This window comes from Streptomyces araujoniae (genome assembly GCF_050871195.1).
Lineage (GTDB): Bacteria > Actinomycetota > Actinomycetes > Streptomycetales > Streptomycetaceae > Streptomyces > Streptomyces bacillaris.
The window spans coordinates 7,089,955-7,113,009 of record NZ_CP194070.1 but is presented as its reverse complement, the minus strand read 5'-3'; the positions used below and the strand labels follow the sequence as shown (position 1 = coordinate 7,113,009).

20 protein-coding genes are annotated in these 23,055 nt (G+C 71.9%); 7 read left to right on the top strand and 13 right to left on the bottom strand.

The features are described from left to right. Together ACQ9ZG_RS30355 and ACQ9ZG_RS30350 are read left to right on the top strand one after the other, a co-directional pair. On the top strand, positions 1–1,593 hold the full coding sequence (locus ACQ9ZG_RS30355; protein WP_109915677.1) for a long-chain-fatty-acid--CoA ligase: 1,593 nt from the start codon (positions 1–3) through the stop codon (positions 1,591–1,593). A 229-nt stretch (positions 1,594–1,822) separates the two neighbouring features. Further along, a complete protein-coding gene (locus ACQ9ZG_RS30350) occupies positions 1,823–2,359 on the top strand; it encodes an ArsR/SmtB family transcription factor (RefSeq protein ID WP_109915676.1) in 537 nt (178 codons plus the stop codon). 25 nt (positions 2,360–2,384) lie between these two features. Here the strand turns inward: ACQ9ZG_RS30350 and ACQ9ZG_RS30345 are convergent, their stop codons facing one another. Next, positions 2,385–4,238, bottom strand: a complete 1,854-nt coding sequence (locus tag ACQ9ZG_RS30345) for a hypothetical protein (protein WP_499281426.1) — start codon at positions 4,236–4,238, stop codon at positions 2,385–2,387. A 189-nt stretch (positions 4,239–4,427) separates the two neighbouring features. Here ACQ9ZG_RS30345 and ACQ9ZG_RS30340 point away from each other — a divergent pair, with 189 nt between their 5' ends. Continuing rightward, complete coding sequence (locus ACQ9ZG_RS30340; RefSeq protein ID WP_028419792.1) at positions 4,428–5,441, top strand: LuxR family transcriptional regulator; 1,014 nt, start codon at positions 4,428–4,430, stop codon at positions 5,439–5,441. A 297-nt stretch (positions 5,442–5,738) separates the two neighbouring features. Here ACQ9ZG_RS30340 and ACQ9ZG_RS30335 read toward each other — a convergent pair whose 3' ends face one another. From ACQ9ZG_RS30335 to ACQ9ZG_RS30295, 9 genes are all read right to left on the bottom strand, one after another. Then, the gene (locus ACQ9ZG_RS30335) at positions 5,739–7,640 is read right to left on the bottom strand and encodes an ABC transporter ATP-binding protein (protein ID WP_028419791.1); all 1,902 of its coding nucleotides are present in this window, start codon (positions 7,638–7,640) and stop codon (positions 5,739–5,741) included. After that, entirely contained in the window at positions 7,637–8,449 is an 813-nt protein-coding gene (locus ACQ9ZG_RS30330) for a class I SAM-dependent methyltransferase (protein WP_032756681.1), read from the bottom strand. Before ACQ9ZG_RS30330 ends, ACQ9ZG_RS30335 begins: the two co-directional genes overlap by 4 nt. Continuing rightward, on the bottom strand, positions 8,446–9,054 hold the full coding sequence (locus tag ACQ9ZG_RS30325; RefSeq protein ID WP_109916656.1) for a hypothetical protein: 609 nt from the start codon (positions 9,052–9,054) through the stop codon (positions 8,446–8,448). The genes ACQ9ZG_RS30330 and ACQ9ZG_RS30325 overlap by 4 nt, the downstream gene beginning before the upstream one ends. Next, the gene (locus ACQ9ZG_RS30320) at positions 9,051–10,895 is read right to left on the bottom strand and encodes an alpha/beta fold hydrolase (protein WP_499281649.1); all 1,845 of its coding nucleotides are present in this window, start codon (positions 10,893–10,895) and stop codon (positions 9,051–9,053) included. Before ACQ9ZG_RS30320 ends, ACQ9ZG_RS30325 begins: the two co-directional genes overlap by 4 nt. 615 nt (positions 10,896–11,510) lie before the next feature. Further along, positions 11,511–11,705 (bottom strand): hypothetical protein, encoded by a 195-nt coding sequence (locus ACQ9ZG_RS30315; RefSeq protein ID WP_202484414.1) that lies wholly within the window; start codon positions 11,703–11,705, stop codon positions 11,511–11,513. Between the two features lie 63 nt (positions 11,706–11,768). Then, entirely contained in the window at positions 11,769–11,960 is a 192-nt protein-coding gene (locus ACQ9ZG_RS30310; RefSeq protein WP_028419786.1) for a hypothetical protein, read from the bottom strand. Between the two features lie 73 nt (positions 11,961–12,033). Then, positions 12,034–12,207 (bottom strand): hypothetical protein, encoded by a 174-nt coding sequence (locus ACQ9ZG_RS30305; RefSeq protein WP_181398133.1) that lies wholly within the window; start codon positions 12,205–12,207, stop codon positions 12,034–12,036. Between the two features lie 288 nt (positions 12,208–12,495). After that, entirely contained in the window at positions 12,496–12,699 is a 204-nt protein-coding gene (locus ACQ9ZG_RS30300; protein WP_018487268.1) for a hypothetical protein, read from the bottom strand. 1,444 nt (positions 12,700–14,143) lie between these two features. After that, entirely contained in the window at positions 14,144–14,668 is a 525-nt protein-coding gene (locus ACQ9ZG_RS30295; RefSeq protein ID WP_109914748.1) for a phosphotransferase family protein, read from the bottom strand. A 426-nt stretch (positions 14,669–15,094) separates the two neighbouring features. Here ACQ9ZG_RS30295 and ACQ9ZG_RS30290 point away from each other — a divergent pair, with 426 nt between their 5' ends. Both ACQ9ZG_RS30290 and ACQ9ZG_RS30285 read left to right on the top strand, forming a co-directional pair. Beyond that, entirely contained in the window at positions 15,095–15,745 is a 651-nt protein-coding gene (locus tag ACQ9ZG_RS30290; RefSeq protein WP_258312035.1) for a hypothetical protein, read from the top strand. 137 nt (positions 15,746–15,882) lie between these two features. Then, positions 15,883–16,467 carry a sigma-70 family RNA polymerase sigma factor gene (locus ACQ9ZG_RS30285; protein ID WP_109914746.1) on the top strand — a complete coding sequence of 195 codons (585 nt, stop codon included), beginning with the start codon at positions 15,883–15,885 and terminating at the stop codon, positions 16,465–16,467. 631 nt (positions 16,468–17,098) lie between these two features. Here ACQ9ZG_RS30285 and ACQ9ZG_RS30280 read toward each other — a convergent pair. Continuing rightward, on the bottom strand, positions 17,099–17,356 hold the full coding sequence (locus tag ACQ9ZG_RS30280; RefSeq protein ID WP_109914745.1) for a hypothetical protein: 258 nt from the start codon (positions 17,354–17,356) through the stop codon (positions 17,099–17,101). 306 nt (positions 17,357–17,662) lie between these two features. On the opposite strand from ACQ9ZG_RS30280, the gene ACQ9ZG_RS30275 reads away from it, so the two are divergent. Then, positions 17,663–17,956 (top strand): hypothetical protein, encoded by a 294-nt coding sequence (locus ACQ9ZG_RS30275; RefSeq protein WP_109914744.1) that lies wholly within the window; start codon positions 17,663–17,665, stop codon positions 17,954–17,956. A gap of 551 nt (positions 17,957–18,507) precedes the next feature. Next, positions 18,508–18,801 carry a VanZ family protein gene (locus ACQ9ZG_RS30270; protein ID WP_258312034.1) on the top strand — a complete coding sequence of 98 codons (294 nt, stop codon included), beginning with the start codon at positions 18,508–18,510 and terminating at the stop codon, positions 18,799–18,801. Between the two features lie 608 nt (positions 18,802–19,409). On the opposite strand, the gene ACQ9ZG_RS30265 is transcribed toward ACQ9ZG_RS30270, so the two are convergent. Continuing rightward, positions 19,410–20,600 (bottom strand): hypothetical protein, encoded by a 1,191-nt coding sequence (locus ACQ9ZG_RS30265; RefSeq protein WP_109914743.1) that lies wholly within the window; start codon positions 20,598–20,600, stop codon positions 19,410–19,412. A gap of 589 nt (positions 20,601–21,189) precedes the next feature. Further along, on the bottom strand, positions 21,190–22,680 hold the full coding sequence (locus ACQ9ZG_RS30260) for a SulP family inorganic anion transporter (RefSeq protein WP_499281425.1): 1,491 nt from the start codon (positions 22,678–22,680) through the stop codon (positions 21,190–21,192). Between the last annotated feature and the right edge of the window lie 375 nt (positions 22,681–23,055).

Here is a 23,055-nt window from a genome sequence, read left to right as displayed (position 1 = left end):
GTGATCCTCTCCCTGGCGTCCGTCCTCGCCGAGTCCGCGCTGCGGCGACCGGAGCACCCGGCGGTCGTGGCCGGTACGCGGAAGATCACCTACCGCGAACTGTGGGACGAGGCACGGAGGTACGCGGCGGCGCTGGGCGCGCGGGGCATCGGCCCCGGCGACAAGGTGGCGCTGCTGCTGCCCAGCACGCCGCACTTCCCGTCGGCGTACTTCGGTGTGCTCGCGCTCGGCGCGATCGCGGCCCCGGTCCACGCGCTGCTCCGGGCCGACGAGATCGCGTACGTCCTGAAGGACTCCGGGGCGGCGGCGCTGATCTGCGCCGCCCCGCTGCTGGCCGAGGGCGGCAGGGCGGCGGAGACGACCGGCACGCCCGTACTGACCGTCATGGCGGAAGAGGGTGGCGCGGAAGGGGAGTTCGCCCACGCCCCGAGGCTGGACGCGCTCGCGGCGCGGACCGCCCCGATCGACCGTCAGGTGGCGCGTGCGCCCGAGGACATCGCCGTGATCCTCTACACCTCCGGCACCACGGGCAGGCCCAAGGGCGCCCTGCTCACCCATCTCAACGTGGTGATGAACGTCGACACGACCATGCTGTCGCCGTTCGACTTCACCGCGGACGACGTCCTGCTCGGCTGTCTGCCCCTCTTCCACACCTTCGGTCAGATCTGCGGCATGAACACCTGCTTCCGGGCGGGGGCGACCCTGGTGCTGATGCCCCGGTTCGACGGGCCGGGCGCGCTGGACCTCATGGTGCGGGAGCGCTGCACCGTGTTCATGGGGGTGCCGACGATGTACACCGCCCTCCTCGAAGCGGCCCGCGCCGACCCGCGCCGACCCGCGCTCGACCGTGCGTTCTCCGGTGGCGCCGCGCTGCCGGTGGCGGTCCTGGACGCGTTCCGGGAGACGTTCGGCTGCCCGGTCCTCGAAGGGTACGGACTGACCGAGACCTCCCCGGTGGTGGCCTACAACCAGAAGGCGTGGCCGCTCCGACCGGGCACGGTGGGCCGGCCGATCTGGGGCGTCGAGGTCGAGATCGCCAGAGCCGAGGTGGAGGACAGGATCGAACTGCTGCCCGCAGGCGAGACCGGGGAGATCGTCATCCGGGGGCACAACGTGATGGCCGGCTACCTGAACCGGCCGGAGGCGACCGCCGAGGCCATCGTGGACGGCTGGTTCCGCTCGGGTGACCTGGGCGTCAAGGACGACGAGGGCTATCTGTCCGTCGTCGACCGCAAGAAGGACGTGGTCCTGCGCGGCGGGTACAACGTCTACCCGCGCGAGGTGGAGGACGTCCTGGCCCGCCACCCGGCGATCGCCCAGGCGGCCGTCGTCGGACTCCCCCACCCCGTCCACGGCGAGGAGGTGTGCGCGGTGGTGAGGCCCCGCCCCGGCACGGTGCCGGGCCCGGCCCTGGGCGCCGAGATCGTCGCCTGGAGCAAGGAGCGCATGGCACCGTACAAGTACCCGCGCCGCGTGGAGTTCGTGGACGCCTTCCCCCTCGGCCCCAGCGGCAAGGTGCTCAAACGGGAGCTGGTCGCCCAATTGACCGCGGGGGCCCGCCGACTCCGTACCGAGGCGCAGGAGACGACGTGATGTCCGGCGGTCCGGTCATCCGGGCCGGACCGGACCTGGACGGCCGTCGGGACCGCACCGGACTGGACGGCCGTCAAGACCGGACCGGACCTGTACGACCGTCGGGGCTTCCTGCCGCGTTCCGCCCACGGGTCCGCCGTCGCCGCGGAGGACGGCCCGTCCGCGCTGACCGCGGGTCCACTTCGATGGGCCGGGACCGTGCGCGCGCCTCCGACGCTAGGCTGGCCGAATGGGTGATGCTGCGCCGTCGTGGGACGCGCTGGTCGGGCAGGTCGCCGAGGTCTCTCGGCGGATCTCCGAGCTTGAGGAGCGAGTCCGGGGGTCCACGCCCGAGCCTGGTGCCGGCGTCGCGCCGATCGAAGCCCAGGGGGCGTTGCCGGGACTTCGGGAGCGCCTGGAGGAAGCGGCACGAAGGGGAGTGGTCTTCGCCGGGTCTGTGGTCGGTCCGGACGGTGAGCCGGTGGAGTGGGAACGGTCCGAAGCCACGGAGTCGGTGTTGGGTTCCGACTGGTCCGAGACGGCCGAGACGCTCGGAGCCCTGGGGCACCCCGTGCGGCTGCGCCTGATCCAGGCCTTGGCCGAGGGACGGACCGCGGTGACCGAGCTCATGGAGCTGGAGGGGCTCGGTACGACCGGGCAGATCTACCACCACCTGCGGCAACTCGTCTCCGCCGGCTGGCTGGAGACGGCCGGACGTGGGCGCTATCGGATCCCTCCCTCCCGGCTCGTTCCGCTGCTGGTCGTGGTCGCCGGAGCCCGCCGCTGACCGGGGCGTTCCTCCCGGCCGCCGCTCATGGGACGCTCCGTTCCGCCGCGAGTCCGTCGCCCACCCGGTCCAGGCCGTACCGGAGCCGCCGGAAGTAGGTGGCCCGGCTGATGTGGAGCTGCTGGGCGAGCCGCTGATGGGTCCGCGGCCGTCCGAGGTAGTAGTGCTGGAGGATCCACCCGGCCTCGGCCTCCTCCTGCACCTCGCTGTCCGCCAGCCGTCGGACCGCCTCCCCCAGGTCCGCGCGCAGTTCCGCCACCGTCCGGGTGCGTGGCGAGAGGAGCAGCGGGCTCTCCGCGAGCCGGGCCGGGTCGGCGATGGCGGCGAGGGCACGGGCCACCTCCTGGCCGGTCGGACGCGGGCCGCGGCGCACCCCCGAGGCGCGGGCGAGCCGCTCCGTCCAGTCGGGCAGCGCGGCGGATCCGAAGTCCTGGCTGAAGATCTCGGGCTTGCGGCCGCAGCGGTAGACGTCGTCGGTGGTGGTGCCGTGACGCTGGAAACGCAGCCCGCGCAGCAGCCGCTGGTAGTCCGGGTTCGGAGTGGACACCGTCAGCAGCAGGCCGCCCATGATGACCTGGCGCAACAGGCCGCGCAGCAGGTGTGCGTGGGCGCCCCGGTCGGGGCAGTAGGCCGCGCCGAGCAGCCATCCGCCGGTTCCGCGCGGGCGGTCGAGCAGCCGGTCCGTGTGCTGCTGGAGCAGGGGTTCCACACAGTTCACGGTGCGTTCGGTGACCTGCTGGGTGTTGGTCAGGCCGATGATCCGGTCGCCGCCGTCACGGATCAGCTGAAAGCTGGCGGGGTCATCGACGAGCCAGCGTTCCACCAGGCGGTCGGTCCACCGCGTGTCCAGGCCGCCCTGCCGGGCCCACTGGCGCATCAGGGTGCCGATGGCGTCGGCGTCGTCCGGGGTGGCGGTGTGGATCACGTCCCGGGTCACGCTGATGGGGAACATGGTCTCGCGGACCGCGTCGTCGTCGGCCAGGGCGATGATCCCCTCGGTGAGACGGCTGCGGCGGTCGGCGGAGGGTTCGTCGGCCAGCAGCTTCTTGCGGTGGGCCAGCGCGCGGGCCCACGTACCGCGGTGGGCGGCGGGCCGCCGCCAGCGATGGGCCAGTTCGATCACCCCGCGGAAGGGTTCCGTGAGGGTCAACCCGAGTTCGGTGGGGACGACCGGGCTGAGCCCGGCCAGGGTGTCGAACAACTCCGTTTCGGCGTCGAGCAGTTCCTCGTCCGCCGACCAGACGGTGGCCAGCCGGACGAGGGCCTGTTGCCACGGCCCGGTGGGCCGCTCCCGGGAGAGCCGCTCCACGATCTCCCGGGCGGCACCGTCGGCCACCGCCCCGGCGGCGGTCGGCGGCGCACCCGCGTGCACGGCCCGGCAGGCCGCGTCGGCGATCAGCGGGTTGCCCGCGGCGAGCCGGACGATGAGTTCCCGGCACCGCGCGTCGGTCACCCGCGCCTCCGTGGCCAGACGCCCGATGCGCGCGTCCGGCCATGGGCCGGTCTCCATGACCGCGACCCCCGTGTCGGCCCACCCCGGCCGGGCCAGCAGGGAGCGCCTGCTGATCACGAGGACGGGCCGGCCGCTTCCCGGCGGGCGCAGCCGCAGCGGCTCCAGCGCGGCCAGGGCGTGGTCGCCGTCGGCGCTGTCCACGACCAGCGGGGCCGAGGTGGGCTCGACGAGCGCGGCCGGCAGCCGCTCCAGGGCGCCGGGCCGGTCGAGGTCGAGGAGGGAGACGGAGCCGAGCCCGGCGACTAACCGGGACTTCCCGCTGCCGAGCGGGCCGGTGAGATTGGCCAGATCACGGCTTGCCACCACCTCCCGCAGGGAGTGCGGCGTGGCCTGTACCGGCGGGGCGGCTGCGGGTGCATCGGCCATCGAACCTCCAGGATCACTTCGGTGCACGGCCTCCTGTCATAGCGATCGGAGCCCGTTCCTTCAAGTGGTCACGCATACGGAACTTCCCTGGTGCCAGGGAGGCTTGAGACTTCGCTGAGACCTCACCTCCCGCCTCCCCGGGCAGACTTGTGATCCGTTGTCCCGCCGGACGTGTTCGAGGGAAGGGCCATGGGGACCTACACGATGTCGCCACTCGGTCTGAGCAGCACCGAGGAGAGGGTGTACCGCTTCTTCCTGCGGAATCCCGGCGCCGCCGTCGGTGACGCGCGCACCGCCGCGCCGATGGACGAGGAGGGCGTGCGGCTGGCCGCGGCGCGGCTGCGCGACCGGGGGCTGCTGCACGGGAGCGAGGCGCGGACCTGGGCCACGGACCCGGGGGTCGTCGTGGCCCGGCTGGCGGAGGAGCAGTTGGACGCCGCCTACCGGACGCTGCGCCGCCTCGCCGACCCGCGGCCGATCCTGCGCTCCCTGTGGCGGGACGTGCCCGCCCGCTCCTTCGCGGGCGGCGGGGGCGTCTACGCGGGGTCCGCGATCGCCCTGGACCGCCTGGAGGATCTGGGGCAGGCCCTCGCCCGGATCGACCGGGCGGCCTTCCACGCCGACGCCGAGATCCTGGCGGCGATCCCCAACCGGGCCCTGGTACCGCTGAACACGGCCCACACCCTCTCACTCGGACTGAACTGCCTACGGCGCGGAGTCCGGGTGCGGACCCTGCTGGAGAGCGGGGCTCCGGCACCCGGAACCGGCTCGGAACACCTCCGGCAACTGCGCTCCCACGGCGCGGAGGTCAGGGTCGTGGAGGGGCTGTCGGAGCTGGTGCTGGTCTACGACCGGCGCACCGCGCTGGTCCCCGTCGACGCGCACGACATCGACCGGGGCGTGCTCTGCATCGAGGAGAGCGGCCTGGTGGGCAGTCTCGTCACGCTCTTCGAGGGGTTGTGGGCGACAGCGACGGACCTCGTCGACCTCCCCCCGTCGAAGGCGGGCACCGGCACCCTCACCGGGGCCCAGCGCACGGTACTGCTCCTCATGTGCACCACCACCAAGGACGAGACGGGCGCCCGGGCGGCGGGCATGTCGCTGCGCACCTACCGGCGCCATGTCTCCGATCTGCTGGCCCTGCTGGGCGCGTGCAGCAGGGCCCAGGCGGCGCTGCTGGCCCGCGAGCGCGGCTGGGTGTGACCCTCCCCGGGCCCGGGTCGTCATGCGGCCGGGGTTCCCGCGCCGGAGCGGGCCGAGCACGGGCAGCGTGTCGCACACGCTGCCCGTGCGGGAGAGGGCGTACGCCCGCACCGGAGGGCACCCGGCCACCTCGCGCCCCGGGTCGGTCACACCGGGACCGGGGACCGGGGCGCGCGGTGAACCTCTAGTACGGGGCCGGTCCGGGGCCCGTGGCGCGGCCGTGGTGGGCGCGAGCCGGGGTGACCGCGGCGGCCGGCTTGTCCGGGCCGCTGCCCACGGCCGTGGTGTCCACGGTGCTCACCGGACGGCTCCCGGGCCCGGCAGGGCGGCCGGGACCGGCTCGGGCACCGGATCGGAGCCCGGCTGCGCGCTCTTGGCGATGTCCGGTACGGGGTCCGGCGCGGGGCGTCCGCCGAGGGGGCCGTCGGCGAACTGGGTGGCGGCCAGCCTCCGGTAGAGGGCGTCGTCGCGCAGGAGTTCGGTGTGCGTACCCACGGCGCGTACCCGGCCCTCGTCCAGGACCACGATCCGGTCGGCCTCGGCCACCGTGGAGATCCGGTGGGCGATGGCGACGACGGCGCACCGCTCCGCGATGCCGCGCAGGCTGTCGCGCAGCACCGCCTCGGTGTCGGAGTCCAGGTGGGCGGTGGCCTCGTCGAGCAGCATCACGTCCGGCTTCTGGAGCAACGCCCTGGCCACGCAGAGCCGTTGCCGCTGACCGCCGGAGAGCCCGGTGCCCTGGTCGCCGAGGAGGGTTTCGAGGCCGTCCGGGAGTTCCGCCACCACCTCGGTGAGACCGGCGAGTTCGACGGCCTCGGCGATCTCGGCCTCGGTGGCGTCGGGCGCCGCGTACACGATGTTCTCGCGGAGGGTTCCGCGCATCGCGGCGTTGTCCTGCTGGACGTAGCCGACGCGGCCGCGGACCTCGGCGGTCGGGAGGTGGGCGATGTCCCGGCCGGCGAGGAGGATCGCGCCGCCCCCGGGCCGGTAGAACCGCTCGATGAGCTGGAAGACCGTGGTCTTGCCCGCGCCGGAGGCGCCCACCACGGCGGTGAGCCCGTGGGCGGGGACGGTGAACGACACACCTTCCAGCACCGGCCGGTCGCCGTAGCCGAAGGAGACGTCGCGGAACTCCACTGCGGGGTGGCCGCCCTGCGGGGCCGGACGGACGGACGGCTCGTCGGCGGGGGCACCGCTCCGGCCGGCGGCCGCGTCCGCATCGCCGGAGGGGTGTTCGTCCTCCTGCGGCAGGGTGTCGAGTTCGTCCACGCGCTGGACGGCCGCCCGGCCCTGGAGGTAGGTGCCGATCGAGAGGAAGACCAGGACCAGCGGCGACACCAGGTAGAACAGGTACATCGCGAACGCCGAGAAGTCGGCCAGGCTGATGGAGCCGCTGACGACGCGGGCCATGCCGATGCCCATCACGGCGGCGAGCGACGCCTGGAGACCGACGTTCAGCGCGGGCGTGAACAGGGCGTTGAGCACGGTGACCCGGTTGCCGGAGACGCGGGCCCGGTCGGCGGACTCCGCCAGGCGGCTCTGCTCGCGGCCCTCGGCGTTGGCGGCCTTCACCGTCGTCAGGGCGGTGAGCACGCGCTGGAGGTCGGCGCCGAAGTCGCCGATGTCCTCCCGGTTGGCCAGGGCGGCCCGGCGCAGCCTGCGGGCCAGCCACACCGACCCGGTCCCGGCGACAGCGAGGCATCCGACGGCGATCAGAAGCAGCCAGATGTCGGTGAACGCCATCATCACCACGGCGCCGACCACGATCAGCCCGTTGAGGACGATCTGGGCGAGGCTCTGGGTGAGCGCGATCTTCATCAGGGAGGTGTCGGCGACCAGCCGGGTGTGCAGGTCGCCCTGGCGCCGGGTGTCGAGGTGCGCGCGGTCCGCCCGGAGCACCTTGCCCGAGAGCAGGACCCGGGCGTCACGGACGATGTTCTCCCCCGCCCGGCCGATGAGACAGCCCTGGGCGGCGGAGAGCGCGGCGTCCAGCAGGAAGAGCACCACCAGCGCCACGACGACCCCGACCACCGGGCGGTGGTCCCCGGCGGCCCTGATCAGGTCGGCCAGCAGCACCGGCTGTGCCAGGGTGCACACCACGCCCAGCAGCCCGAGGGCGGTGCCCCCGAGCAGCAGCCGCCACTGCCCGCGCGTCAGGTTCCGAACGGCGCCGCCGGACGCCGCCGCGGTGGCCGTCATGACCGCTCCTCACCGGAGGCGGGGCGGCGGTAGCGGCTGATGTGGACACCGCTCCCCTCCGGCAGGAACGGGCCGCCCGCCCAGTCGCCGTGCCGGGACACCAGGACGAGACCGGCGTCGGCCGCGTAGGAGTCGACGTCCTCGGCGGTGGTGAGCCGGGTGACCTCGGTGCCGATGCTCACCCGGCCGCCCCCGTGCACCAGGTGCGAGGCGTGCCAGAGCCCGCCGGGGATCAGGGTGGAGTAGGTCTGCACGCCGGCGCCCGGTTCGGCGTACGGAATGAAGAAGGAGGTGCGGGCGCGCCCCTCGTGCAGGGCGGTCACGAAGCCGGGGTTGTGGGTCTCCACGACGAGGGTGCCGCCGGGCGCCAGTTGCCGGGCCGCGCGGGCGACGGCCGTCCGCTGCTCCGCCGGGTCGCAGACCAGTGAGAGGGTCGCGCAGACGCAGTAGACCAGCCCGTACCGGGAGTCGTCGGCGTAGGTGCGGATGTCGCCGTGCACGGGGGTGACCGGGGCGCCGGTGGCGTCGACGGTTTCGCAGAGCCGCCGGAGCATCTCCGGCGAGGAGTCCACGCCGACGACCTCGCCGACGAGCCGGGCCAGCGGGACGGCGACGCGTCCGGTGCCCACGCCGAGTTCGAGGGTGGCGCCGCCGGGATGCCAGGAGGCGAGGACACCGGCGGTCTGTTCGGCGGAACCGTCGTGGGGCAGCAGGCGGTCGTAGAAGTCGGCGAACACCCTTCCGTAGCCGATGTCCTGGACCTCGGGAGAGGTCGCCACGGAGGTTCCGGAGGGAGTGGCGGTGCTCATACGGTCTCGCTTTCTCGCGCCGGTGCCGCGGTCTCGCGCATCGGTGTGTAGGGGGAGAGGAAGATGATCTCGGGCTCCTCGGTCTTGTCGTAGCCCGAGTCCTGGACCAGGGCGAACTGGAAGCCCTTGACGTCCGGCGTGCCGGACCGCTCGATCTCCTCGCGGAAGAAGTTGCGCAGGATACGGAAGGCGGGCAGGGTCACGGCCACCTCGAACCCGCGGTCGAGGACGCGCAGGATCTCGCTGCCGAGGTCGTACACGGCCTTCTCGGCCCGCCGTTCGGGGAACCAGACGATCTGGCGGGGGCGGCGGCCCTGGATGACCTCCAGCGCGGACCAGTCGGAGGTCTCCCCCGCCACGTCGAGGGTGCGGTAGTAGAACTGGAAGTCGTGCTGGGCCGGAGTCGGGGCGAAGAAGCGCCAGTTGGGGAAGACGCTGGAGAGCGGGTCGAGCCGCTGGACCCGGTCGAAGGACGGGTGCGGGTGCTGGCAGCAGATGGCGCCGAGGAAGACGACGCCGGCGGCGAGGCGGACCTTGCCGTCCGCGCCGCCGAAGGCGCGGGTCAGCAGCGAGCCGGTGGCGGACGGGAGACGGGGAGTGCTCATCGGTTCTCCTCGGACGCGGCGGTCAGGCCGGACGGCTCCGTCCCGGCCGGGAGTCCGGGCCGTGCCTCCGGTTCCCGCGCGGCGGTGTCGGCCAGGAAGGCCAGCAGGTGGCGGAGTGTCGCGGCGGCGTACTGGGGGTCGGTGAGGATGCCGTCGTGGTCGGCGCCCTCGATGACGGCGCTTCGGACGGTCCGGTCCCCGTGGTGGGCGTCGGCGAGGTCCTTGTGCATCAGCAGGTGGTCGGGGTCGCGGTCCACGGTCCGCTGGGCGGAGAGCACCAGAGCGTGGGTGTCCAGGGCGTCGAGCGGCCCGGTGAAGGAGGGGAAGTCCTGCTCGACGGCCTTCCACTCACGCACCGCGGCGGTCCACACGCGGGAGTCCGCGAACTCCATCCTGACCTTGTCCCGCACCTGTTCGGGGAGGTTGGCGACCGGATCGGGCGTCCGCATCAGCGACCCGAACCCCAGCCGCAGACTGATGGCCATGGTGCGCAGGCCCTCTCCGATCCGCGGCGCGGTCGCGCCCTGCTGCGCCGACCGGGTGAGCTGTCCGGGGTGCGAACTGTCCACGTAGACGACGGAGTTCACCCGGGATCCCAGCCTGACCGCAGCGCGGCGGGAGATCTCGCCGCCCAGGGAGTGGCCCATCAGCGCCACCTGGCGCCCCTCGGGGACCGCCGCTTCGACCAGGTCGACCAGGTCGTCGACCGACTCCTCCAGCGTGAACTCCCCGTCCGCGCGGCGTCGGCTGGGGCCGTAGCCGGCCCTGTTGTACATCAGCCACGGCCGGTCCGCGCCGAAGGCGCGGGCGATCCAGGCGAAGTACGCGGGACAGGCGCCCAGCCCGTGGACGAAGACCACCACCGGGTCCGTACTCCGGCCGTCGAGGGTGCCCTGCACGCTCAGTTCGTTGCCGTGCCGGGTGGTGACGGCAGTGCCGCCGTGCGGGGTGTCGGTGACGCGCAGCCGCCGGGCCGCCGCGACCGTCCCCAGCACGGCCGCGCCGCCCGCAGCCAGCAGGGCCACCGCGGCCGGCATGGTGTCGTCGCGGCCCGCCACCGCGGGGTGGCTGCGCGGCGTGCTGGTGTAGGCGACCATCGGGTGCATCGCGGCGAAGGCCGGGAGGAACCTGCCGAGGCCCATGACGTAGCCGTTGGCCAGGTGGAAGAGGACGGCACCGCCCAGCACCGGGCGGGTCAGCCGGCCGCCCCTCAGATAGAGGACCGGGAACAGGCACTCCAGGCCGAGCACGCCGTAGACGAGGGCGCGGGTCGTGCGCGGGTGGCGGTGGGCCAGCTTCCATACCCCCTCGTGCCCGTACGTCCTGGTCCGCATCACCCCCGCCAGCGCGGCCCCCGACCGCCAGTCGGGACCGAGCAGCTTGACCCAGCCGGAGATCAGGTAGGACAGGTTCCCCTGGAGCGCGACGTACCAGATCAAGGCGTCCTGGGTGCGGGACGAGGGGGCGAGTCTGGCCAGCCCGGTGACGGTCTGCACCATGGTGGACGCCTGGTCGGAGCCGTCGGTGCCGTAGCGCTCGCCCGGGTAGAGCAACGCTCCGCTGACGCCGAGGTAGAGGGTGGCGGCCCCGCGCCACCGCCCGTTGCCGGGCAGCATGAGGGCCGCGCTCGCGGCCACCCGCCCGGCGTGCAGCGCCCGGTGGGTCCGCTCGTCGGAGGCCAGGTCGAGCAGTTTGCGGAAGGGCCTGTTGTAACGGGCGTACGCGTCGCGGGAGATGGCCCATTCGTTCATCCGGCTCGACCGGTGCTCCCGGCGGCGCGCGAGGTGCTCGACGCTGGACAGCAGGGACGTCGTGGCCGCCAGCCGCTCGGTGGCGCCCATGGCTTGCTCGCGGGAGAGCGGGACGGGGCCTTGCAGGGCGGACAGGACCGCGCGCAGCGTCGGCCGCAGCCTGCTGGATCCACTCGGTCTGGTGGGGCGTGAGGGCATGGACAGGCCTTCCGTGCTGGGGACGAAGGAGGCGGGGGGCGTCTGGGTGACGGGGCGGAGGGTGGCGGGCAGCTCTGGAGCCGGTACCGGGTCCTACGGGCCGGGCGGAACGCTGTCCGGGGGATCGGGTCGTACGGGACGCTGTCCCCGGGGGGATCGGATCGTGCGGAACGCTGTCCGGGGGGTATCGGATCGTGCGGGACGTTCCTGCCGGGCCGGGGACCCGGGCCGGGCGGAGTCCGTTCGTGCCGGGGCCGGGCCGTGAGTGCGGGCGTGGTGGTGGCACGGGCGGGCGACCGCCCTGGAGGCGCTCGTCCTCCCGTCACCGACGCACCGTCGCTCCCGGCCGGCCCCGGCACGGTGGCCGCGGCTCCCCGTGCCGGGGCCGGGGGCGACGGGCCTACCGCTCGGCGCCCGTGCCGCCGGGGCGGCCCACCGTCCCCCGGTACGTCGCCGTGTTCACTGCGTTCCCCCACCGGGGGCGGCGACGGGGACGGTGTGATGGGCTCACATCGGCAGCTCGACGTTGCCGCCGCAGTGGTTGTAACCGGCGACGAAGGCGTTCACCAGGGCGACGCCGACGGCCACGCCGGCCACGACCGCGGGGGTCGCGGCGACCGGCGCGAGGGTCGGCAGCGCCCGGCCGGGGTCGGACTCGGACAGACCACCGGCGCCGCGCAGGGCGGCCGGTGTCGGAGACATGTTCACGGGGTTCTCCTCACTGGAGTGATGGAACGGAACGGTCCGGTGTCGCGGGAAGTGCGACTACATGGGGAGTTCGACGTTGCCGGCCGCGCGGCCGGCCGCGTAGCCGGCGACGAACCCGGCTCCCAGGGCGGCGACGATGACCACCGGAGTCGCGGTGACCGGCGCGATGGCCGGCAGCGTCGCACCGGGATCGGACTCGGTCAGGGCACCGGTCGCGGTCAGGACGGCCGGAGTCGAGGACGTGTTCATGGGACTCTCCTACTGGTGAGGTGTGGGTAGGGCTGAGGAGCAGGGGCCACCCGCCACGGGCGGCCCGTCGGGCCTACTGCGGGAGTTCGATGGTGCTGCCGGTGAGGCAGACCGAGATGCCGACGCAGGCCGTCATGGTGACCGTGACGGAGGTGACCGGAACGGTGTCGAGCGGCGCCCGGCCGCGGTCGGACTCGGTCAGGGCACCGGTCCCGGACAGGACGGCCGGTATCGAAGCAGTGCTCAAGGACTTCTCCTCGCTGGTGGGTGGCAGGGTGGATGTCACGGGCGGGTGGCAACGGAAGAACAGACCCACAGGTCGCGGTGCCGAGTGCCGTCGACCGTGTGCCCGGCCGATGGACGGACTTCGCGTCGGGTAGCCGTCATGGGTGCGGCGACCGACACGGGCGGCCCCTGACGGGACACGGTTCCGACGGGAAGGGGTCGGGACGGGCCGCCCCGGTGGGAGCGGCGGGTGTCCGGGCCGTGCGCCGGGCGTCTTCCCCGGCGGATACGGGTGGCGGGGTGCCGCCACCTACATCGGCAGCTCGACGTTGCCGCCGTTGGCGAGATGGCGTGCGGCCACGCCGGCCGCGAAGGCGACGACCACGGCACCCGCGGTGGCCACGACGGCCGGGGTCGCGGCGACCGGCGACGCGCCCCCGAACACCTGACCGCCGGCGCCTTCGTCGAGCGGGGCGATGCCCCGGGTCCAACCGGGTTGTCTGAATTCGGGCATGTCTCTCCTTCATGGGTGGGCCGTCACCGGGGCCCGTCCAGGCGCGCGCAAGCGCACCCGGGAGCCGGCCCCCGCGTGAACAGACGTTCTGTGATGCGCTCCACACGATGCCGAGAGCCCGACGGAAAGGGAAGACAACTCCGCTGGCATGAGGATGCGGACTCCGCAGCAGCATCCTGCGGGTTCGGACGCGGGGGTATACGGCGCGTACTCTCTCCGTCAATCCGGCCTGGAACGCGAGACGTTGAGAGCGGGCGACCGGCTCTGCGGGCTCCGTCCGTCCCGACGCGCGACGGCGTCACCGGCGCAAGGGCGCGAGCACCCCGCACTCTCCGAGATCGCCGCCGGGCCATGGACCGGCGAGTCCGCCGCCCGTGCCGGCGCCGTCGTCGGCCTCTCCGCCGAACGCGCACCGGGTCTGACCAAGGCGCTGCGCACTCCGGCGCGACCGGCACCACGGCCTGCGGGGGCCCGAGGAGGTCCGACGGATGTCTCCCCGCCCGATCAACGAGGCGTTCGCGACGGCACACCCGGACGCCGGGAGCTCCGGCTGGTCCCGACCGGTTCCGGCCTGGTCCCCAAATGGCCCCCAGAAATGATCAAGGGCCGGTCTCGGATTGCTCCGAAACCGGCCCTGATCTGCGACTGTCTCCAGTCGGGACGACAGGATTTGAACCTGCGACCCCTTGACCCCCAGGAGTGAGGGTCAAGGATATTTTCTGCATATAGCAGACTTAATCCGGGCACAAGCTGTGCATGGAAGCATGCATCGTGCACCACCGCGCGTACCGTGTGGTCCCCAACTGGTCCCCAGGATCGCAGTCCTGGCGGTGAGGATCGCTCTGGCATCTCTGGTCACCGCGAGGTGGAGAGGGCAGACTGACCGACGGACTGTCAGTGCCCGCGCATAGCCTCCCGGCATGTCCTCGACTCGCGATGAGCTTCACCATGTCATGCAGTGCCCAGAATCCGGATGCCCCACGGATCCTGACCACGCTGGCGGCCGGCGCTGGCGGGAGCCACGGCCAGATCGACTGCCGGGCCCACGCCGTCATCCGAGCCGCGCAGGACGCCGTCGACACCTCCGACCCCGGGGCTGAGGGCCGGGCCGACCTCGGAGAGGCCCTTGGCCAAAACGCCAACGACGTTGAACGTGCCACAGCCTGGTAGCGACCACCACCTGCGGCGGGCAGCGGTCAGCAGCCCGCCGCGGGGTACCAGGCATCGCAGCCATGCGCTGGGGGCGATGCCGCACCTGGGTCCGCTCGCTCGTCCCGCATCGCGGCATGAAACACCCCCGTACACCTCAGTGAGCCTCAGCAGCATGGTGGTGGCGGGCGCAGTCGCAGTCCTCGGCCAGCACGGTGACGCGGGGGCTACTCAGGGGGGCTGTCGAACTGGTGGCCGCCGGTCGTGAGGTTGGCCTCGGCGAGGAACCTGGCAGCTAGAGGATGCTCCATCGAAGTTGCTCGTCACGCCTCCTCAGCCCGTCAACCCGGCGCTGGATCTCACTTAGAGATTCCGGGGCATACCGAACCTTCCGGGTATTTGTCGTAACCATGCGCAGTTCACGGATGCCGCGCAGAACCGAGTAGCCAGCGCTTTCCCTGATGTCCAACCCGTAGGCATCCACGAACGCTTGGTAGTGTGCTTCGCCGTACCCGAACCGTCGGCAGTGGACTTCGATGGTTACGAGGTCCCACTCCGGCTGGCCTTGGGCGATCGTGTCCCAGTCGCACAGCACCGCAGTTCCATCGGCAGTGTGCAGCGCGTTTCGGTGTTGCGGGTCACCCTGAATCAGTCCTGGATCCAGGGCAAACGGGACTCCCTCCAGCGCCTCTTCGAGCCGGTCTGCCTCATGTTCCAGATAGCGGACTTGAGCAACAGGGAGGCAGGTGATCGCGCTCAGCGAGCGGCGGATCGCGCGGATGTTGTTGTGCTCGGCTAGGGCGATCGGGTCATCGCCCACTCCTCCACATCCGTCGGACCCCGGGCAGAGCCAGGAGCCCGAGTACCGAGGTGATGCCCAGCGGCCCCGGACCACACGCTCCCTCAGTACCGCGCGTGAAGGCACGGTGCATCGACCGCGTGCACCCGATGCACCCGGAACTCCGGGAAGGCCGGGAACTGCAGGGCGGTGCCGTACGACCGTTCAGTTGTCGGCGAGGCGGCTCTCGGGCGGCAGCGCAGAGCACGGAACGCGCCAAAGTGGCCCCGGTATAGAGGTGTGGGCGGGGCAGTGCCAGGATCGGGAACCATGTCGGTGGGATGGCGGTTTCGCGCCACACGGTCCGCGCTCTTCGCGATCGTGTGCGTATCGCTGGCTGCCCTGGGCCACGCCCTCATGTCCGACGCCCCGCTCCCTTGGTGGTCTCTGGGGCTGAGCCTCACCGGCGTGGGCACGCTGACCTGGCTCGTCGCGGGAGAGGAAAGAGGCCAGGCCGGCGTCATCACGTTTACCGTCGCCATGCAGGTGGCCCTGCACGCAGCCTTCACGCTCGCCCAGACCGCCCAGTGGACAGCTGTGGGGGCCGACGGCGAGTCCGCCCTCGCAGCCAGATGGGCGGACGCCCTGCTGTGCGGCCTCCACAGCGACACCGCCGCAGCAGCCCGCGCCTACGAGGTGGCCGCACAGGCCGGGCTGACCGACAGTATGCCGCTGCCCAGTCTGAAAGGCGGCTCCTCCGCCATAGCGGATCTGGGTCACGCCCACGGAGCTCACACTGCAGGAGCTCAAGCGGCTCAGTCCGGACACGACATGGCGGCGATGACCGGCACCGCGTCCTGGGGCATGCTCGCCGCGCACGTGGTGGCGGCACTGCTCTGCGGTCTATGGCTGGCGCGCGGCGAGCGTGCCGCCTTCCAGATCCTCCGCGCCCTCGCGGAACGCGTCGCCCTTCCCTTCTTCCTGCTCGACGCGCTCCGCCCCCTGCCGTCCGCGCCCCCGACCTCCGCCGACGACCGCTCCGCCTCACGCCCGCAGTCGCGTCTGCTCGTCCACACCCGCGTCACCCGGGGACCGCCCAGGGAGATCGCTGTCCGCTGACAGCCGGATCACGTCGGCCGCTCGACCGCCGCCGACGTGCACCCGTGCGCCCACGCACCGGTGCGATCTCCCCCTCTCCGGACCGGGTACGCCCATGGGCTGCGCCCCGTCCGGACACCCGGAAGGAACCGCAGTCCATGCTTCCTGCCCAGAACCGGACCGGGGCGACGGAGGACGAAGTGACCGCCTGGGCTCTCGGCGCCGCAGCAGGCGACGCCGACGCCTTCGAGCACGTCTTCCGAGCCCTCCACCGCGACGTACGCCGCTATGTCACCGCCCTGGCCGACGACTCCCAGATCGCCGAGGACCTGGTCCAGGAGACGTTCCTGCGCGCCGTCTCCACCGTGCACCTCTTCCAGGGGCGCGGCTCGGCCCGCTCCTGGCTGCTGACGATCGCCCGCCGCACGGTGGTCGACAATCTGCGGCGCGCCGCCTCCCGGCCCCGCCTGGCCGACACCCCGGACTGGCAGTTCGTCGCGGAGTGCAGCCAGCCGCGGGACCTGCCCGGCTTCGACGAGGGCATCGCCCTGATGGCCCTGGTCGAGGCGCTGCCCGACGAACGCCGCGAGGCGTTCGTCCTGACCCAGCTCCTGGACATGCCCTACGACGACGCCGCCCGGACCAGCGCGTGCCCCGTGGGCACCATCAGATCCCGGGTCTCCCGAGCCCGTACGGCGCTCTGCGCGATGCTCGACGACAGGACTCCGGCTCTGGCCGGCTGACCCACGGCCGGATCACGTCATCCCGGCCGTCCGGGGCGCCCTCGCCTCGGACGGCCGGGATGTTCGGAATCCCTTCACTACAGCGATGGCCTCGCCGCGGAGGCAGTACGGGGTCTCTTCTCTCCAAGGCCCGATGGCCAGGTACTCAGCGGTCCGCACGATCCGCGATCGGCGAAGGAGGCCATGGCGTCGTGTCCAGCGCCGCTGTCGCCGTCGCGGTTGATGGCTCCAAGGGTGCTTCGGACGGACGTGATCACGGCACGCCGGAGGTCGGGGGAACGATGAGTTCGGCCCCGCAGCCCGCAGTAAGCACTCGACTTCTGCCACCCCGGCCCGGGGCCTGCGGCCCGGACACCCATCGTGGGCTTGACAAGGCGTTCTCCGGGGGTCTGTCCGCCCAAGACGCACGAGCAACCAGAACGACTCAGCTCTGGCCGGCTGCGGCAGCACACCGAAGAACGTGCCACCGCAGCGGGCAACCCAGAGAGGTGTCGCGCCGGTGCGCTGCGGTCGTCCGGACGGTGCCCCAGGTCGGATCCACACCCTGGGCAGAAGCAGCCCGCGCACATGAGCAGAGCCCCGTCCGCAGTTTCTCCGCGGCAGCGGCGACTGTATTCGTTCGTCGGCGGTGTCAGCGGGCGTCGGTGGGCTGGTCCTCGCCATCCACTGGTCCGGTCCGGTCGGCGCCCTTCGACAAGGACCACGCGATCGCGAAGCCGAGGGTCGCCACGAAGGCGTAGGAGAGGGACGCGCCCCAAGCGCTCATCATGCCGTCCGAGCCCTTGGTGGGGAACCAGAACTCGGCCGTCGGGCCGTCGGCGACGAACGCCACCAGCGCCGCGACCGCGAGCCCCGCAACCCCGAGCGCGGGGACGCTGAGGACCAGCATCCATATCCATCGTCGCTTCACGACACCCCCCTGTTGGATAGGGCTGTATGGTACGGGCCAGGATAGGTCGGCCGGACTGCCGGAGGAACTCCCGGATACCTGGCCCGCGACCGGGACTTGGTGGCACAGCCTTCCGAGCAACTCGGAGCCCCGCGCGCCGAACTGCCCGACCGCATCGCCGCCCTTTCTCAACCACCTCAAGGCCCCTGACCGGGGCGACGACCGCATCAGGCCACTTCCCCATCCTGCAGTCAAGCCGATCGGGCAGTGCTCGTGTCCAAGAGGCGTGCGTCTCGTTGCCCGGGCATGACCAAGATCTTCAATCGAGCGTTCGGTGTCGCTGCCGTTACCGCAATCGCCTCCCTCACGGCGGCCAGCCCTGCCGTTGCCGACCCCACGCCTGGTGGCCTCATCGGGAGCCAACTCGGAGTGATTGACCTTGCCAGTCAGAACAGCGCCGTGAACAACGGGAACACGGGAGAGGCTGTCAGTCACTCGGAGAACACCCAAAACTCCGCGCAACAGGTTGTCACCGATGCCCAGTCCATCGACCTCCTCAAAGACGTGGACGTGCTGGAGAAGCCGCTCATCCTGGTCTGAGGCGAGGGGCGAGGTCACCAACTCCTCAAGGGGCTCGGCCGAGGGCTGGGGCTGCTTGGAAGGGGGTCTGGTCGCGGACCACGGCCCAGAGGACGTTGACGCGTCGGCGGGCGAGGGCGATGACGACTCCAAGAAGCACCGCAGCGGCGTTCCCTCCGCCGGAAGTCGTAGTGCCACGAGCCCGGGTCCGCCTTTCGGCAGATCCGCGGCAGTCCCCGGCCCCGAAAGGATCGACTCACAACGATCCGCCCGTGCCCCGCCGGGGCACCGAGCCGCAGGCCCCCTCATGGACTTCCAGACCAAGATCCCCACCCTCGCCGTCCTCGGACCGGCGCTCATCGCCTTCGCCGTGGTGGCCCTGGTACGCCACCGCCGCGGCACCCCGGGCTGGAGCGGCGGCCCGCTCGCGGTACGGGCCGCCACCGCGCTCTACGCGACGGCCGCCGCCTCGATCACCCTGTTCCCTCTATGGATCGTCGGCGGCGCCTACCGCAACCAGGCCGAGTGGTACACGCAGGGCCTGTCGGCCCCTGATCATTGCCGACATCACCATGATCCCCAACATCATCATGTTCCTGCCGCTCGGCTGCCTGCTACCGCTGCTGCGCCCGCGCATCAGCCCGCGCCCCACCGTGCTGGCCTCAGCGATCGCCAGCCTCAGCATCGAATCCCTCCAGATGCTCCAGTACGTCGCCTTCGGCAACGGCCGTGCCGTAGACATCAACGACGTCATCGCCAACACCCTCGGCGGCTTCCTCGGATACGCGCCCCTGCGCACCGCCAAGCGCGCCACCTCCACCCGCGCGCTGGACCGGCTCACCACGCCGACGCGCACCACCGCGTGAACAATCAAGCCCAGGGCCCACGTTCGCCCGCTCCCGATTGAACACGCTGCTGCCTCGCCAAGCCCAGGGTGACGGCATGTCAGCTTGGGGGAGCCCTCGTCCTTCGTGCTGGACCTGCCGGTCCGAACCGGTCAGTCCCCGAGATGGGCCGGAGCGAGGTGCGGGGTGTTCAGAGTATTGCGGAGGCCGACAACACCCGAGGTGGCGAAGCGGGAATTCCCAGACTTGCCCTCGATGAGGACCGGCGTGAGCACCGGAGCGGTACTTGCGCAGTTCGCGTGGCCGAGGCGGCGCTGGGAGGGGTGCCCCTCAGGCGGCATCCCGGTGCCGGCGACCTGCCCTCCTGCTGATCGAAGCCCGCCCCGGCCGCTCTCCTCCGGTGGCCATCGGCCTGGACCGCTCGGCGCAGCGAACTCATCGAGGGACCGCAGGTCAAGCCGCTCTCCAGACGTTCTCCGAACGGAAGACGCAGGTGAGCGAGACGGCAGGGAGAACGGGAAGAGGGCCGGGCGCCGGTAGTCCTGGTCGGTGCGGCTCGCACAGCCGGAATCGCTGCCGGCGGCTGCTTCGGCACGGATCTTCGCGAGGGCCTGCCGGCCGTCGGCAGCTCAGTGCCAGGTGTTGTCGTTTCCGGAGGTCTGGGTCGGGAGTCGGTAGCCGAATTCCTCACGGAGCTTCGGGGCGGCCACGTCCGAGCGCATCGACAGAGCGAGGAGTGCGACCAAGCCGAACACCCATATGCCCGCGACGATGCTCACCGGCGCCACAGCAGCGGTCCGCGGGACCATGGTGCCGAGTGCTCCCGCGCCGAGCAGCGCCCAGAGCGCCGCAGCCGCGTGCAGCTCGGATGCCTGAGTCGTGGTCACGGTGATCGCGTGCGCGCGGTCAATGACGGTCACATCCGCGCCGCCGCGGCGTACCCGCACAAGGCTGCGTCGGAGTTGCCACGCCCGGAGCACCGCGACGCAAGGGACGAGGAACAGCCACAGCACAGCGAGTCCGGCGCCAACCAGCTGCACCTGCTTCCAAAGGACGGTGGTGGGCGAGAGGGAAGGGCTCATCATGGCGAGCACGGCGATGACGAAGGTCGCGAGCACCGGGATGTTCGCGCGGTCGAGGCGGGTGGCCTCGGCGCGGTTGCGGGCCTTGACCTGTTGCCGCAGCTTCGTGTCCGCGTCTCCGATGAGGAGCCGCGCGGGCCCCTGTTCACCGAGGGCCTGCGCGGGAAGGCGCTCGCCCGCCGAGCGGACCCACCGCCGCCCGGCGGCGATCAGAGCGAGGACCAACGCGACGCACAGCACCCCCAGGACGAGCAAAGTCGCCGCGATCGCCGGCCAGGCGGACGCGGCGAGCAGGACGCCGGCCGTGGCGAGGAGAAGGGAGCCGATGACGGCGCTGGTCACGACCGCCGGGAAGAACGGCGTGCGGCTGACGGGGCCACGGACCTCGACCGCGTTCCTCAGCGACGGCGCGTCCGCTGCCTCGGCGTACATGTCCGCGAGCGCGAGTTGGTGGAAGGTAAGAGCGTAACCGAGCACCATCAGGAAGACGGCGATACCAAGGCTCGCAGCGAGGAGAGGACCTCCGAACACCGGCACGAAGGCCGGTGGGTCGTCGGGCAAGCCGAATCTGCCGATCAGCGCGAGGACGGGGAGCAGGCCGAACAGCGCCCCGCAGCCCGCGGCGGCCGCGCCCGACACACGTACCAGACCGCCGGTGATCAGGACGCCGCGGGTAGGTGGGAGTTCGAGGCCGCGGTCGCGTCGCTCATCGCCCAGCAGCCCGCGGTTCGCTTTCATGGCGCCAGGCTCTCATGCCCTCCGATCCGGCCGGGCCCTGCCGGATCCTGCCCCCGACAGCACCGTCACGTCGGCGGGTCCTGGGGCCCTTGGACGTGGCGCCGCCTGCCTACGACGACCGGTATCTCACCCGATGCCCGCCTAGCCTCCATCCGCCCGGTCCTGCACCACGACACGAAGGCGGCGCTGCGCTTTCCGGTCGGCGTCCCGGAGTTGAGCAGGCAGTTGCTTCGCAGGACGAGCACGGCTGGATCGGCCACACGGAGCTGCGGCGGCCCGGCCGTAGTGCGCTCGTGTTCGGCCCGACGTGGCACACGAATCGCGCGCACGGGCGGGTACCAGCGCGGTCCATGTGGTGAGCGCCGAGGTGGACGCGGTGCACCGGGAAACGATAGACGCCACCGGCGAGGTCCTCGAAGGACCGTACGAAGCGGGTCTGGGCTGCGGGTGCGTGTACGCGATGCGGGCCCCAGAGGGAGACCTGTGGGCCTTCGACACCTATCGGGGCCCTGCCTCCGGAGTGGGGCGCCGGGAAGAGACGAGCGGACTCCGGCTCGTGGGGCCCGTGCTGTGAGTCTGCGGCCGGGGGTCAGTGGCCGCCGGTGAGTTCGCCGGTGAGCTTGCCGTGGAGGTCGGCGCTCAGGTCGTTCAGCCCGGTGATGTCCACGGTCTTGCCGCGCTGGGCGTACTTGCTCTCGATCGCGTCCAGGGCGGCGACGGAGGAGGCGTCCCAGACGTGGGCCTCGGAGAGGTCGATGACGATCTTGTCGGGGTCGCCGGCGTAGTCGAACTGGCCGACGAGGTCGTTGGAGGAGGCGAAGAACAGCTCGCCGGTGACCCGGTAGACGACCCTGGTGCCGTCCGGGTCGAGGATGCTGCGTACGCGGGCGAGGTGGGCGACCCGCTTGGCGAAGATGACCATCGCGGTGACGGAGCCGACGACGACGCCGATGGCGAGGTTGTCGGTGGCGACCACCACGATCACCGTGATGGCCATGACGGCGATCTCACCGGCCGGCATCCGCTTGAGGGTGTTGGGCGCGATGGAGTGCCAGTCGAATGTCGCGAACGACACCATCACCATCACCGCGACGAGGGCGGCCATGGGGATGTCGGAGACGACCGGGCCGAACACGATGCACAGCACCATCAGGAACGCGCCCGCCAGGAACGTGGAGAGACGGGTGCGGGCGCCGGAGACCTTCACGTTGATCATTGTCTGGCCGATCATGGCGCAGCCGCCCATGCCGCCGAAGAAGCCGGTGACGATGTTGGCGATGCCCTGGCCGATGGACTCGCGGGTCTTGGAGGAGTGGCTGTCGGTGATGTCGTCGACCAGCTTCGCTGTCATCAGCGACTCCATCAGGCCGACCAATGCCATCGCGAAGGCGTACGGGGTGATCGTGGTCAGGGTGTCCATGGTGAAGGGCACGTCGGGCAGGCCCGGCACCGGCAGCGAGGAGGGCAGTTCGCCCTTGTCACCGACGGTGGGCACCGCGAGGCCGGCCGCAACCGTGATGACGGTCAGGATGACGATCGCCACCAGCGGGGCCGGGATCACCTTGGTGACCTTCGGGAAGAACGCCATGAGCGCGAGCCCGCCGATGATCAGTGGGTACACCGCCCAGGGCACGTCGTGCATCTCGGGCACCTGGGCCATGAAGATCAGGATGGCGAGGGCGTTGACGAAGCCGACCATCACCGAGCGCGGCACGAACCGCATCAGCTTCGCCACCCCGAGCGCGCCCAGGGCAACCTGGATGACACCGGCCAGGATGACGGCGGCGATCAGGTAGCCCAGACCATGCTCACGGTTGAGCGGGGCGATGACCAGGGCGACGGCTCCGGTGGCGGCGGAGATCATCGCGCGGCGGCCGCCGACGATCGAGATGACCACGGCCATGGTGAAAGAGGCGAACAGGCCGACCGCCGGATCGACCCCGGCGATGATCGAGAACGAGATCGCCTCGGGGACCAGGGCCAGGGCGACGACCAGGCCGGCCAGAACCTCGGTGCGCCAGACCTTGGGGCTGTGCAGCCAGTCGGGCTTGAGGCTGCGCAGCCGCGCGGCGGGAGTCACAGCAGCAGAAGACAAGGAGATGCGTACCTGTCGTGCTCGGACACACGGCCGGATGGGCCGGGGTGTGCGGGAAGGGGCGCGGGAGACCGGCCGGCATCCCGCGGGCGGCCCGAGAAGGGGCCGGGAAGTCGTGGAGGACGCGAGCCGGGGCCTGGGCGGTGCCCGGCCGGGTGGGTCACGTCCGAGGGCGAACGATCACGGCGGGCAGGCGGCGGCAGTCGGCGTGATGGGCTCGCGCACGCTCTCTCCTGCAAGAATCGGATCTTCGCCGGGGCCACCATCGGCCCCGGAACGGCAGAAGCGGGGCAGCCTGGCCGCCCTCGCCATCATCTACTCTACCCTAACGTTAGAGTAGAGGGCGGTGGGGTCGCACGG